Annotated in this window: 9 protein-coding genes; 1 reads left to right on the top strand and 8 read right to left on the bottom strand. The window is 54.9% G+C overall.

All coding sequences use genetic code 11. The annotated features are described in order from the left end of the window. Window positions 1-33 precede the first annotated feature (33 nt). Entirely contained in the window at window positions 34-2247 is a 2214-nt protein-coding gene (locus AC2FLZ_RS12520; RefSeq protein ID WP_496716248.1) for an NADP-dependent isocitrate dehydrogenase, read from the top strand. 390 nt (window positions 2248-2637) lie between these two features. On the opposite strand, the gene AC2FLZ_RS12515 is transcribed toward AC2FLZ_RS12520, so the two are convergent. From AC2FLZ_RS12515 to AC2FLZ_RS12480, 8 genes are all read right to left on the bottom strand, one after another. Next, a complete protein-coding gene (locus tag AC2FLZ_RS12515) occupies window positions 2638-3702 on the bottom strand; it encodes a glycosyltransferase family 2 protein (RefSeq protein WP_480896688.1) in 1065 nt (354 codons plus the stop codon). 161 nt (window positions 3703-3863) lie between these two features. Continuing rightward, window positions 3864-4970 (bottom strand): peptidoglycan-binding protein LysM, encoded by a 1107-nt coding sequence (locus tag AC2FLZ_RS12510; protein ID WP_480494212.1) that lies wholly within the window; start codon window positions 4968-4970, stop codon window positions 3864-3866. Between the two features lie 43 nt (window positions 4971-5013). Continuing rightward, complete coding sequence (locus AC2FLZ_RS12505; protein ID WP_480477122.1) at window positions 5014-6276, bottom strand: type 2 periplasmic-binding domain-containing protein; 1263 nt, start codon at window positions 6274-6276, stop codon at window positions 5014-5016. 21 nt (window positions 6277-6297) lie between these two features. Next, a complete protein-coding gene (locus AC2FLZ_RS12500; RefSeq protein WP_480477124.1) occupies window positions 6298-7080 on the bottom strand; it encodes a PP2C family protein-serine/threonine phosphatase in 783 nt (260 codons plus the stop codon). Window positions 7081-7083: 3 nt separating this feature from the next. Beyond that, entirely contained in the window at window positions 7084-8100 is a 1017-nt protein-coding gene (locus AC2FLZ_RS12495; protein WP_480554900.1) for an FHA domain-containing protein, read from the bottom strand. A gap of 201 nt (window positions 8101-8301) precedes the next feature. Beyond that, window positions 8302-10473: a serine/threonine-protein kinase gene (locus AC2FLZ_RS12490; RefSeq protein ID WP_480554901.1), complete on the bottom strand. Its 2172-nt coding sequence runs from the start codon at window positions 10471-10473 to the stop codon at window positions 8302-8304. Window positions 10474-10804: 331 nt separating this feature from the next. Beyond that, a complete protein-coding gene (locus tag AC2FLZ_RS12485) occupies window positions 10805-12091 on the bottom strand; it encodes a dynamin family protein (RefSeq protein ID WP_496716066.1) in 1287 nt (428 codons plus the stop codon). Next, complete coding sequence (locus tag AC2FLZ_RS12480; protein ID WP_480554904.1) at window positions 12088-14130, bottom strand: dynamin family protein; 2043 nt, start codon at window positions 14128-14130, stop codon at window positions 12088-12090. Before AC2FLZ_RS12480 ends, AC2FLZ_RS12485 begins: the two co-directional genes overlap by 4 nt. Window positions 14131-14154: the final 24 nt, after the last annotated feature.

The raw sequence follows: 14154 nt of genomic DNA, 5'->3' as shown, positions 1-14154 counted from the left end.
ACGCCCCGAAAGGCTTAAAAAAGGTAAAAGAATATGGCAGATAAATCGAACTTCGACATATTGTATACCATTGTAGACGAAGCGCCAGAACTGGCCAGCGCCTCGTTCCTGCCCATCATCCGCAAGTTCGCATCTGCTGCGGGCGTTCGCGTTGGCACCAAAGATATTTCCCTTGCGGGACGCATTCTGGCAGCATTCCCCGAGAACCTTACTGACGATCAGCGGGTAAGCGACGATCTGGCTGATTTGGGCGAGCTGGTGAAGACACCTGATGCCAATGTCATCAAGCTGCCGAATATCTCTGCCTCGGTTCCACAGTTGGTTGCGGCCATCGAAGAACTGCAATCGCAGGGTTACGACATTCCGACTTACCCGGCAGAGCCTGCAACGGATGAGGAAAAGACGATCCGCGCTCGTTATGACGCGATCAAAGGTTCCGCTGTTAACCCGGTTCTGCGCGAAGGGAACAGTGACCGCCGTGCGGCGCGTGCCGTGAAAAACTATGCCCAGAACAACCCGCATTCGATGGGCGAATGGGCGTCGGACAGCAAGACCAAAGTGTCGTCCATGCCGGCCAATGATTTCTATGCAAACGAGATTTCGGCCACCATCACCGCAGCACAAGCAGGCGATGCGACAATCGAATTTGAAGGCAAGGATGGTGACGTCACCGTTCTGAAAGACGGCTGGTCGCTGGAAGAAGGGACCATCGCCGACGCGACTTTCATGTCGGTCAAGGCACTGTCTACGTTCCTTGCAGATGCCATTGAGGACACCAAGAAAGACGGGACCATGTTCTCGCTGCATATGAAAGCCACGATGATGAAGGTTTCAGACCCGATCATCTTTGGCTATGCGGTCAAAGCGTGGCTGGCCCCCGTGTTTGAAAAATTCAGCGCGGAACTGGATGCGTTGGGTGTGAACCCAAATTCAGGCCTGGGTGCATTGCTGGAGCGCGTACAGGGTCACGCCGACATCATGACGGCCATCGACGCGATCAAGGCGGACCGCCCGTCCATGTATATGGTGGATTCGGACCGCGGAATCACGAACCTGCATGTCCCATCGGATGTAATCATTGATGCCTCAATGCCTGCAGTGATCCGCGCCGGGGGTAAGGGCTGGGATGAGACGGGTGCCAAAGGTGACACCAACTGTGTGATCCCTGATCGCTGCTACGCGACCGTCTATGATGAGGCCATTAAGTTCTTCAAAGCCAATGGCGCGTTGAACCCGTCCACTGCCGGAGCCGTGGCGAACGTGGGCCTGATGGCTCAGAAAGCCGAGGAATACGGTTCGCACCCGACAACTTTCGAGGCACCGGCGGATGGTACAATCCGCATCGTTCTGCCCAATGGTGAAACGTTGCACAGCCACGGTGTCGAGGCCGGCGATATCTGGCGCGCCTGCACCGTCAAAAAGGCGCCAATTGAGAACTGGATTCAGTTGGCCATGGACCGTCAGCGTCTGACCGGTTCCGAGGCGATTTTCTGGTTGGACGCAAACCGGGCCCATGACGCAGAGCTTATCAAATATGTCAAACCGGCGCTTGAGGCCGCTGGCGTGGCCGACAAGTTCCTGATCATGGCCCCACGCGAAGCGACTCGTCAGTCGTTGGAGACGATCACAGCAGGTAATGACTCGATTGCCATCACCGGCAACGTGCTGCGGGATTATCTGACTGACCTGTTTCCAATCCTGGAACTGGGTACCTCGGCCAAGATGCTCTCCATCGTCAAACTGATGAACGGTGGCGGTTTGTTCGAAACTGGAGCTGGTGGTTCGGCGCCCAAACACGTGCAGCAGTTGGTCGAGGAAAACCATCTGCGCTGGGATTCGATGGGTGAGTTCTGTGCATTGGGTGAATCTCTGAACTTCCTTGCCGATAGCAAAGGCAACGAAAAAGCGGGCATTCTGGGTGCAGCGGCCGAAGCGGCGACGCAGGGTATTCTGGACAACAACCGCTCACCCAGCCGCAAAGTTGATCAGCCGGACAATCGCGACAGCCACTATTGGTTTGCACGCTACTGGGCTGAGGCTTTGGCCGCCCAGTCCGAAGATACGGAACTGGCTGCCGAGTTTGCATCGCTGGCCAAGGATCTGGCCGTCAACGAAGGGCAAATCCTGTCGGAGTTGGCCGCAGCGCAAGGTCAAGCTGCGGATTTGGGCGGTTACTATCACACCGATCCGGCCAAAACGGCAGCGGTTATGCGGCCCAGCACAACGTTGAACGCAATCATCGGCTAATCGCTAACGGCAAAACAGGTGATCCTTTGCCTGTTCAAAACACGGAAAGGGACCGGCACAGTTGTGCGGTCCCTTTTTTGTATCGTCGACACTGTCACGGAAAGTGGGCTGAGAAAAGTATTATGCATTTACAATGCTTTATAATGAATTTGTTTGTACTTACGGGATTCCCCTAATAGCACGGCAGCTCTGACTGTTTTAAACCTTGGATAACACAGAATTTCACTGGTGATGCCTCAGGGCCTTATCACTCACTCAGAGAATGACCAGCATTTGGGGTGCTGGTCATTTCATTTTGGTTCTCAGAATTTGCTGGGCAGCCAAGCAGTTCAACCATGGTTGAACACGAACACTATATCGAGTGCTCACAAAAATACTGGAGACTGGGTCTTAGCCAACGCGCCGGGGTTCTGGGTTGGCAATCGGCGTCTGTGTTCTTTTCGTTCCGTACGCTGCAACACCTTTGTGTCGCAGATAAGACAGGCGACGCGCCTCACGCCGGGCAAGTGCCAGAGATTCCAGGATCAGCGCGCACACGATTGACAGCATGGTTCCGACAAAACCGGATACCGCGACAACCAAGGACGGAATTCGGTCAACTAAGCCAGTTTCCAAAAACTCGCGGAAAACCGATACGAACACGAACAGCGAAGGTAAGAATATCAACAATGCCAAAGACAGGAAGAACGCGATTGGCTTTTCGTCTTTGATCAAAAGGCCAATCATTTTGAGAATTCGCCACCCATCTGAATATGTGGCCAGTTTGGAGTTCGAATCCGGAAGCCGTGAGACATATTTTGTCTCTACTTCTCCAATCGGCATACGCATCTGCATCGCGTGCACTGTAAGTTCAGTTTCAATTTCGAAACCGTTGGAAACCGCTGGAAAGCTTTTGACAAAGCGTCTGCTGAAAACACGATAACCGGACAGCAGGTCGTTGATTTTGCTGTTAAAGAAGAATTTCACCAGTCCGCTGAACAAGGCGTTTCCAAACTTATGACCCCTACGATAGGCTTGAATGTCCTCGTTAACACGCGCGCCATTAACCATATCAAGGTTTTGCGAGACCAGCAGATTAATCATGTCAGGTGCTGCCATACTGTCGTAGGTCGCATCCCCGTCTGCCATAACGTAGACATCCGCATCTACGTCAGCAAACATCCTACGGACAACGTTGCCTTTACCCTGATATGTTTCAGAATAGACCAGCGCGCCAGCGTCTTGCGCCATTCTGGCTGAGCCGTCCGTGGAATTGTTGTCGAATACGTAGATTACCGCCTCCGGCAGGGCGGCGCGGAACTGCTTGACAGTTTCACCAATGGCAATCGCCTCATTGTAACACGGTAAGATAACAGCAACCTCCAGCCCCGGCAATGACGCCCGTGTCAGAGATCCGTTTCTTAATTTCAAGGCAGCCTGTATCATACGTAACTCAAGCTCGCTCGGGTGTGTCATTTGAAGGAAAATTGCACTTCATTCCCAAGATGCTGCGCGCATGAGGCATTTCTGAAGCAGATAAATGGCCGAATTTTGGCATCCGATTGAAACGCCCTGATAATTCAAAAAAAATGGGCCGGTTCAAGTACCGGCCCCAAAGTTTCAGCTGAACCAAGGGATCAGTTCGAAGCCGCGTTCAACTTTGCGTTTTGCTCACGCAGCGTATCCGAGATGATCGCGTACCATTCACCGGATTGACGCATTTCGATCAGACCCTTGTTCATCATCGCGATGTATTCGCGCGCGAACGGGTTGGTGCGATGCGCAAGGAAGCTCATCGACGACAGTGTAGACACATAGGGGTTCTCAACGATGTCAGCCGAAGTCAAACCCATGTCTTTCATTGTCGATGCGAACAGATCAACTTCGAATGCCGCAACATCTGCGGTTCCGGTCAATACAGCGTCAAGGCAATCACGGGCCGAGCTCGGTTGAACCACAGTCGTGTTCTCGCGGTTCAGTCCCTGTTCTTCCAGAACAACCATGCTCCAGCCTGCCATACGGCAAATAGTCGAACCTTCTAGGTCCTTGAAGCTGGTCGCGCTTGCGTATTCGCTTTCCGGCAGTGTGAAGAAGCCACCGACGATATCGTAAACCGGGACGGAAGCTACGAATTGAGTGCAGCGAGCTTCGGTTTCCGGGGACCATTCGTATGTACGATTGGTACAATCCGGAACGGTCCATGCAATTGAAATATCGAAGGCACCAAGCGGCAACAGTGTATCCAGATGCGAACTCCAGTCGTCGACAAAGCTGACTGAATACTCACGGCTGTTTCCGGCCCGCTGAAGGCTGGTCGTTGCCAGGCGGGTCATGATGCCCCCGCCGTTCAGAGATTCGGTTGTGAACGGTTCCCATCCGTTACCCGCCACCATCTTGATCGGCGGCGCATAGACATTCGAGCGCTTGACGCTGGCTGCGCGCTTTTCTTCAGCAGCGATGATTTCCTGCGCGCTTTGGCCGTTCGGCAGGCTGCCGTCTTCACAGGGTAGGGCCAGCACCAGCCCAGGATTAAGAGACCCTGGGTTTGTGATAGCGTTCCTGTTCGCGTTGAAGATCGGCTGGTAGTTCGAGGTGCCATAGGCGGCGATGGCGATGGTTGCCAACGTGTCGCCGTCTTGCACTGTATAGTTTGTACACGCTTCCTGTGCAGCGGCAGCACCCGCGCTCAGAGCTGTGATGGCGGTTGCCGACAGCACTAGTTTCTTAATCTTCTCGTTAAACATTTCCACTTCCTCCAGACTTTTGTTTGTCAGGCCAAACATGGCCTTATCCATTTTCCATTTGATGGCGCAGGGCGGTCGAAACGATGTCGCGCCATTCGCCAGACTGCTGCATGATTGCCAGACCCTGATTCAGCGTCTCCAAGATCGCTTCCCCATCAGGATTATCTTTATGGGTCATGACATTAAGCGACTTGATCGCCGCCAGGTTGGGGTTTTCGATAATCCGGTGTTTATAGCCAAGCCGCGCGATGGCTTCCTCGGCCAGATGCGCCTCGATTGCCACGATATCGGCGGTTCCGTTCATCACAGCGTGAAAGCAGTCGTCGGGCGACGTGGGCCGCAGCAACTTGATGACGGGTTCGTAAAGGCTCACCGCGTCCATATGAGACAGCGACCAGCCTTCCGGGCGGCAGATCGTTGTTCCGGCAAAGTCTGCATATGTCAACGTTTGTTCGTACCCCGATCCGTCGCGAGCAAAGAATGTATCCACGACCTCGTAGAACGGGTTCGAGAAATTGTAGGTCTCACACCGGTTGCGGTCGCTTTCGGACAGCGCTTCTGCATCTTCGCAATTTGGGCGCGACCAGGGGAAAGTGCCATCAAAAGCAAGTGTTGGCATCAACAGATCCAGATGCGACGACCAATCGTTCACGAACTGAATTTTATACGCTTGTTCTGGCGCGGCCCGCAGCATCGCTGTCTCAACCAGTTGCGTATAAAGCCCCCGGTTGGGCAGCGCTTCGTCTGTAAACGGAGCGTAATTGCCGCCGGTGATCAACAGCAACTGACGATCACGAATTTCAGGGCGCGTTTCAGCGTTAGCATTTCTGATCAGTGCGGCGGCTTCCGAGCGGGCTGCCTCAATCTCTTCTTTTGCTGCGGCACGTGCAGCCACGACCGCATCTTCACTCGCCTTCTTTGCCTCAGCTTCTGCCGCTGCAACGCGCGCTTCCGCTTCGGCCACGGCTTTTTCCGCGCGTTCTTCGGCAGCTTTTACCAGTTCCGAGGCCATTTCCGCTGCCAGGCGTCCGGCTTCCGTGTCTGGCAGCTCAGGTGCGCGCCCGACATCTTCCAGACATGGCAGATTTAAAACGTCACCAATACGAATGATATTGGGGTTTGTGCCGATAACATCCCGGTTCGCATCGTAGATTGGCCGAAAATCTTCGGTCGCGTAAACTCGGATTGCCAATTCCCGCAGGCTGTCGCCGCGCTGAATCTCGTAGCTTGAACATGCCTCTTGCGCTGACGCCGCGCCGGTGGCGGCGGCAAGGGCAAGGCTTGATATGATAAGGTGTTTTCTCATGGGTCCTGTTGCTTTGCCTGGTTATTTTCTGGTAAGTTTCGCGACTGCGATCGACAGATTGTCTTGATCGGGATCGTCCTTGGCCTGGACAGCCAGTTGCAAGGCTTCGGCGATTTCCTGTGCCAGATCTTGCTGGTGTTCACGCAGAATTTCCTGAATCTCAGCGTCGCTGAGATACTGAAGCCCGTCACTGCCAAGGATCAGAATATCAGCGGGTGACACGATCAGCGGGTCTTCTGGGCAATCCACTTTTGGAATGGCACCCCCCATGATCACCGACGTCAGTTGGTTTCTGTCCAATCCCCGTGCTTCAGCTTCCGAAAGCTCACCCGCGGCCAGTTTTGCGTCGATCACGGGGGCCATCGAGTGGTCTTCGTTCACCTGTGTCAACCTGCCTTCGCGGAACAGGTAAAGGGGGCTGTCTCCGATCGATATCCTGAACACACGCTGACCCAGAAAGAGGACACCCAACAAGGTGGAGCCCATGTTGAAACCCTGGCCCTGTGCCTCGTTATGGTCGGATATCGCTGCATTGGCTTGCATGGCTGCCAACGGCAGCGCGTCAATTGCGGCTCCTTCGTTTAAGGTATCGGCTTCTAGCTCGCTATCCAGCGCGTTCCGCCAGGCGGTAATCACCATTTCTGAAGCCACTTCGCCCGCCTCGTGGCCACCCATACCGTCAGCGATCGCAATATAGCCCGCGTCCGATGCATCGAACATGCGCGCAGCAATCGCGTCTTCCTGCGTTTCCCGCTGACCCTGGTTCAGGATCAGTGCAACATCATATGCCGGAGTCGCCAGCATCTATCAGGAATCCCGCCAATCAAAACCTTCATCGCAGAAGGCCATAAATCGGATTGAGGTTTCACTGATGCGGATCAGATCACCGCTGGAGAGCGCGATTGTGCTTAGAACGGGTTTACCATTCAGGCGAACAAGGTTGGCTTTTCCGCCATGCCCCAGATAGCATTTTCGATCTTCGGGGTCATAAGCAATAACGGCGTGGTTCGAACGTGAAATACCCGTGTCGCCGAAATCCAGTTGGATCGCCTGGTCATCGTTTCGACCGATTTGCATCAAGCCTTCGGTCAGGGTGATGCTGGCGCCCCGTCCGGGACCTGCCGTCACCACCAGCCAACCAACCGGGAATGTTTCCTGAGCGGCTTCGGTTTTTGAGACGGGTTCTGATGTTTCAATCAATTCCTGAACATGCGTGTCCGCACGCTCAAACCCAAGGAACGTTGTTTTGACCCGCGAGCGACGGTCTTCGGCCGGGGCGGCAGGCGTGGGTTGAGTCTGTACGGCAACCTCTTCTTCCAAAGCCGGTTCTTGCACGGATGGGGCTGCAACCTCAGCTTCCACCGCTTCCGGCGCGCTCATTTCCACTACATCCAGAGGCAGCGTATCTTCATCCGGTGTTTCGGCAGGTTCGTCGGCTACATGCAAAGTGATGATATGATCGTCCGAGATTTCGTCATCGTCGGGGTCGGCCATCAAGTTCTTGGTATCTTGGTCGTCCTCGTCAATTGCATCTTCAACGAAGATGGACACTTCAACCGGTTCTTCCGCGTTTTCAGCCGCAACTTCGTCGAATTCCGGCATCTTCTCTTCAGGGATAAGCTCGTCTGTTTCTTCGTAAGAGTCAGACGTCATGTTTCCACCGGCCAGTGCGGCGCGCAGCGCGTTGAAGTCCGCGATAGGCTCCTGCTTTACCGTTTCAGGCACAGCGCTGTCTGCTGCATGAGCATTTTCAGCTACATCATCTTCTTTGGATTTGCCGGCACCTTCGAGAAGCCGGCTCAGAGGGCTTTTGTATTTGAACATGGTGTCGACACCTTCGAATTGTTGGCACGGACCTTTTGTGCCATGGGGCTGCTACCTAACCCTGCGTGGAACAACGCAGAGACACTCAATTGAAAACATGGAAACTGGTACTCTCTGCGGCGGGCCGGTTCCCGCCGGGCGGCAAACTGAACGCCGCCCTCAGTAAACACACACTGGCAGATCAAAAATGAACCGGTCAGATCACTCCTGCGCTAGCTGCATGGTCGCAGCTACTTCAGCACCGTTGCGCAACACGGTCAGCTTTGCCTCTGGCTGACTGTCGGAAACCAGCGCAGCCAGCATGCCATCAATGCTTTCGGACTCATCCAATGTCATGCCGGTCTGGCTTTCGCTCAACAGAACATCGCCTTTTCGCAGGCTACCCGTCGCCTCGGCCGGAACCGAGCTCACTTTTGTTTGCCACCCTTCACTTCCCGAGTTGCTGACTGTGAACGAGTAACCGTTCTCCAATCCTACCGAGCGCAGCACAGGCAATGCCAGCAGGCCATTCTGCGCGCGGGTCTTTCCAAGCGGCCGGTAGCGGGCTGCAACCCGTGTAAAGCCATCTGGGTCGACGCTCAGCTTGTCCAGGACTTGCGCTGCGAAAGAGATGTCCTGACGAACCGGGTTGCCGTTCAGAGTAAAGATCACAACTCCGGTTTCCACCCATTCGCCGATAACGCTCATGTCCTGATTGGCGTCCACACCGGTAACCGCAATAGTTGCACCTGTTGCGGTGCGGCGGCGGGACGTCTGGAAGGGGATTTCAACATCCCAATGGTGAAAAGATACCTGTTGTTCGGCTGGAGTGCCGGAAGCAACGTCAGCATCTGGTTCGGCAACAGCCACCGCAATCTCTTGTTCTGCAGGCTGCTCCTGAACACCGGCCGTCTCGGTAGATTCGGACGCTATTTCTGTGGCGGTTGGTTCCGCAGGTTCAACTTGCGCCTGCTCGACAGGCTCTTCTGGTTCAGGTTGTTGCTCTGAAGCGACCGCGACTTCGGGTTCAGGTGTTTCCGCCACGGGTTCTTCCACCGCGGGCGGTTCTGCTTCGGCAGTTTGTGTGGTTGCTTCAGGTAGCGTCGCCGTAACCTCAGCTTGTTCTTCACCTTTGTCGCCGGACATCACAAAGAAACCGCCTGCAGCCAACGCTGCCACAAGCACTGCTGCACCAGCGATCATCTTGCCGCTGCCACCGGATCCGCTCTGAACCACGGTATCAACTGCGACCGGTGTTTCCGCTTTTGCAGAAATCTTTGCCATCTCGGGTTCATTCTTTTTTTCGTTTTCGCGAACAATGTCCGAGTTCCCGGCGAGCAGAGCCGTCACAACCGCTTCGGCATTTTCGCTTTCGGCCTTGATCCGCGCCTTTTCTTCTTCCTTGTCCATGCGATCCATGCCGACAATCACAGAAACCGGGCGATAGGCGAATGTATCGAACATCACGCCAGGTCCGCGGAACATGCGCAGCCAATCCAAGGCTGTCTGCAAACGGTCCGTTGCGTGCACTTCCATTGCCTTGTCGATTGCTTCGAGGAATCCATCGGGGTATCCGTCAAAGCGGCCCGCCAAGGGTGCATAAGGGTCGTCCTGCCCGTTGTTGAACGCATTCAGGCGGCTTTGACCGTCGACCGGGCGTTCGCCACTGATCGCATGGTAAAGGGTTGCAGCCAAAACATAGAGGTCACTGCTGGGCCCTTGTTCAGCACCACGGACGTAAAACTCATGCGGCGAATACCCGTCTTTTATGACGCGTAGGGTCAACAATGCGGCCGACTTGTTTGCGGCTTGCTCACGCGCGGCACCGAAATCGATCAGAACCGGGTTTCCGTTCTCGTCAATCAGGATGTTGTCGGGAGAAATGTCACGGTGCAGCATCCCGCTTTGGTGGATGAACGACACCGCGGACAGCATCTTTTCCGTTACCTGTACTATAAAGTCAGGGCCGCCGACGTTTTCCGGATTTTCAACATAGTCCAGCAGGTCGCAACCGCGGATCAGATCCATCGCGATATAGGCGGTATCGTTGTCTTCGAACACTTGATGCACGTCGACAATATTCGGGTGCACCAGACGTGCATGATTGCGGGCTTCCTGAATAAACAGGTCGATAATGGCGCGCAGATCGTCTTTGTAAGACGGGTCGTTCGGCTCAACCTGGTCCCCGTTGCGACGGCACAATGCACCGGGGAAGCATTCCTTGATCACGACATCGCGCTCAAGGCTGTCGCGCGCAAGATAGGTGATCCCAAATCCGCCATTGCTGAGATACCGGATAATCTCGTACTGACCGCGCAACAGCTTTGCGCCCGGTTGCAGTCCTTCAATCTTTGGTTCGTCGTGCGTTGCACCGACAGCCTGGTTGTGGCTCATTTCAATCCGCCCGTTCTACTCATTTTGCGGCTTTATTTAACAGGGCCGGCAGCCCACGAACTCACAACCAAAAAACAACCGCAGGACACTTAAGAACGGTTAGACGTTTCAAATTTGACTTTAATGGGGCCGCCTGATGGCTTCACTAAGGATCGTTTTTTTGAATATGGCATATATAGTATGTCTACTACATGCAAATACTACATATTGGCTAAAGGGGTGGGGAAAACGAAAACTGATGACCCCAAACAGGTCTGTTGGTCTACGAATTCGAAACAATAAAGGGCCGATTCTTCGGCCCTTCGAATCGCTTCAATCCTGATGGAAAGTGCTAGGTCCCGGTTTTGGATTGTGCTGCGGCAACGGTACTGCCAGCCCAGGCAAGGTTATCACCAAGCTGCACAAGTATGTTGATTGCGTCTTTCAAAGGCGCATCGCCGCTTTCAAACTGAAGCAACAATAACAAGTCAGTCGCTTTTTCAAACTCGGCCGGAACCCAGTCAGCATCCGGATCGATTTCGCCACCTTGGTCCAACCGTTCCGCGAAATCTTCGACGATTTCCTGGCAGCTTTGCAAAAAGGCCGCGGGTTCGATGGCAGCGGTGTCACGCAGATCTTCATAAATGCTGGCAATAGCTGCCAGCCAGTCTTCAAGAATGGGGTTGTTCAGTGGCGGAAGGGCAGACCCCAGCGTTGACTGCATTGACGCAGCATCGTTGACGGTCGGTTCCGGCTCTGGCCCTTTCAATGTTTCCAGGAATGGCAGAAACTCGTGCTTCAGATCCTTCCGGGCAGCGCCAAGGTCACTGCGCCGCCGGTCAGACGCCGCATCAAGGACCTTTTCCGCGAGTTCCTGGCCACCACAGTTTTCCCAAAGATCGAAATCTGGTTCCGGCTCTTGAGCCATGGCGCGCACCGCGACGGGCGTGCCAATTGGGACCACAGCGCGAAACAGTCCCTCTTTCTCTTTGTTCAATCGGGCCAGTACCCGATCCAGAGCGGCCTGCACCGGGGGCAGATCAGCATGTGTGACCGCCAGCAGGCTGTTGGCTCTTAGCTCGGGCGGCACCTGCGCCCACAAATGCCGTTCGGTTTCGCGCCATGCGCTTGTGCCATTGGTGCACCAGATGGCACAGTCGACGAATTTCAGCAGGTCCAGTGTCTGTTTGTATGTATCATCCAATGCGCCAGAGCCGGGAAGATCGAACAGCGATATCTCTTTGAGAGCAGGTGTGTTCAATCCAACCGAAATAAAATCCGGCTCATCCGCAGCGGCCTTTTCCAGCGCGATGCCAGAGTATGTCTTGGGTTCCCTGTTCCACCAGCCGACAGTCGTCTCGGGCGTATCCGCGTAGGCAACGATGACAAGTGGCAGCTTCAGATGCTGCGGCCCGGTTGGAAGGATATCCGCCCCTGCCAGCATGTTCGCAAGGCTTGACTTGCCTGCTCCGAACTCCCCGGCGAAACCGATGTTGACCGCGTTGGACAGGCGCTCGGCGTGGGCGAGGGCCCGCGTGCGCATATCCTCCAATTTCGGGTCCGACGACAATTTTTCTGTCGCTGTCAGAAAGCGCTCCAGCTGCCGCACTTCCTGTTCGGTTCCGGGAAACTCAATCATTCCGCAGCCTCTGCCTGTCGTTCGTCCACGTTGTTTGTTCCAAAGACACTTTCCAACTCGTCGGTAATACGGCGCGCCCGTTCGAACGCAGCTTGTGCTTTCGCCTGAGCATTCAACTCACCCGCCCCGGAACGGTGCTCAAGATGGCCTGCCAAAAGAGCCAAGTAATGATCCAGGACGGTTTTCAACCGGTCCAGCAGATTTTCGCGTGTTGTGTCGATCAGGTCATCGCCAATCAACTCGAATTCCTGCACGATCATGCGCTCGGCCCGCGTCACAACGCTGTTGCGTGATATCAGACGCGACAACCAGTTTACACGCAGCTCAACCGTAATGCCACGGGTTAGCGCAGTGGTGTCCGGGCGGAACCAACGTACCGCACTTGTGTTCATGCGATTGTCTACCGGCTCCTGCCACCCCGGCAGTGCCCGCAAAGCGGCGTTGCATTGCATGTCGATCGCGTAAAGTTCGCTTAGCATGCGTTGGCGAACCACTTGCGACGCGCCTTGCACCAGCTCGCGCATGTGTTCGCGCAGTGGTGAGAAATTCAACTCGGTCGCGCCGCCCTTGGCAAGCAATGGGGATTGTCCTTCAGGCCCGCGCACCACAACAAAGACAGACTCGGACACCGTGTCATCCATGACTCCACGCAGGTTTGACAGAACGTCGTCCATGTCCCTGACAATGTCCTGCGTTTTGTCCGCAATCAGTTTGCGCAGATCGCCCAGCGTCTTGTCGCTGTCCTCAGCGCTGTGCGCACCCGCGCTGCCTTCATCTTGCAGAGCACGAAGATGTACCTGGGATCGCTCCAGTTCGCCACGCGCGAAGCTGTCGAGATGCTGCCACGCCATCCGCAACTGTTCGTTTATCGGCCCCTCCGTCAACGCCTGAGTGACATGGCGTCGTAAGTCGGGCAAGCCTGACGCGATCATAGCGGCAAACCGCAAGACAGCCTCACGGCTGATGGGCCCCGGTCCTTGTTTGATCTCTGCCACACCGTTCAGGTATTGTTGCATCTGTTCCGGGTGCGCCCGCAACCACGCCAGAATATGATCGTGATTCACACCGGTTTCATCGCCGGTCAGCGCATAATGCGCCCATTGTGCGCTGCCCATCAGGACATCGATATTCGAAGTACCCAAAGCTTTTTCCAGCCCGTCTACAACATCCAGACGCACCTTTGCCGCATCTTCGGCCCCGCCGCCCAATTCATCGACACGGTTGATGAAGACAACGATCTGTCCAAGTTCCAGTGCCTGCATCAGCCGGAACAGTTTCAGGTCCGCACGCGACAACGCCTGATGCGCTGAAAGAACCACCACAAAGAAATCGGATTCTTTGAGATACTGGCGGGAAATCTCCTCACGGATAAGCAGGGGGTCATTTACTCCGGGCGTATCGGTGACTGTCAGAGGGAATGGGAAATGTCCGATGTCAAAATAGACCTCGGCCTTGCGCGTGATGTCGCTGTAAAGTCCGCGATCACTGCCGGGGTCAACTGTCCCATCTTCTGCGGGGTCGTCCCCAGCGCACACGTAACGCGCCAGATCATCGGATGTCAGTTGATCCAGATCGTGATGTTGACCCAACAGCTGTTCATAACTGTCCCCCAGTCGCCGACGCGCCCGGGTCTTCATGGCTTCGACCTGCTCTTCGATCATCTCGCGCTTGTAGCTGTCCTCGTCATCCGGGAACATGTTGCGCAACTCTTCGCCTTCGGCGATCAGTGATTGCCACTGATAGTTGTCGAAGAAATGGAACTCGGCTCCTTCGGTTCGACCGTTCGGGTGCCCGAAATGCATGTCGGTGATCACGGTCGTCCAGGGGTTCACGTCCGACGGCAGGTATTCTGCCTGACCGGTGAAGCCGTTGATCAAGCGCGACTTTCCTGCTTTGATTTGTCCTACAAAGGCAACTGACGGTTTCAGTTTCCCCAGATCACCAATTATGCGCGATATGAACTGACGTGTTTCGTCATTGCTCGTCCCGTTCATGTCTTCTGCGATGCGAATAAGCTCGCGACGATGTGTTTCACTCATTACTCTTTACCCTGACTACAAAAA

It is taken from the genome of Ruegeria sp. YKSF131, assembly GCF_059612645.1.
The sequence above is the reverse complement of the archived record's forward strand: the minus strand, read 5'-3'. Positions and strand labels throughout refer to the sequence as shown.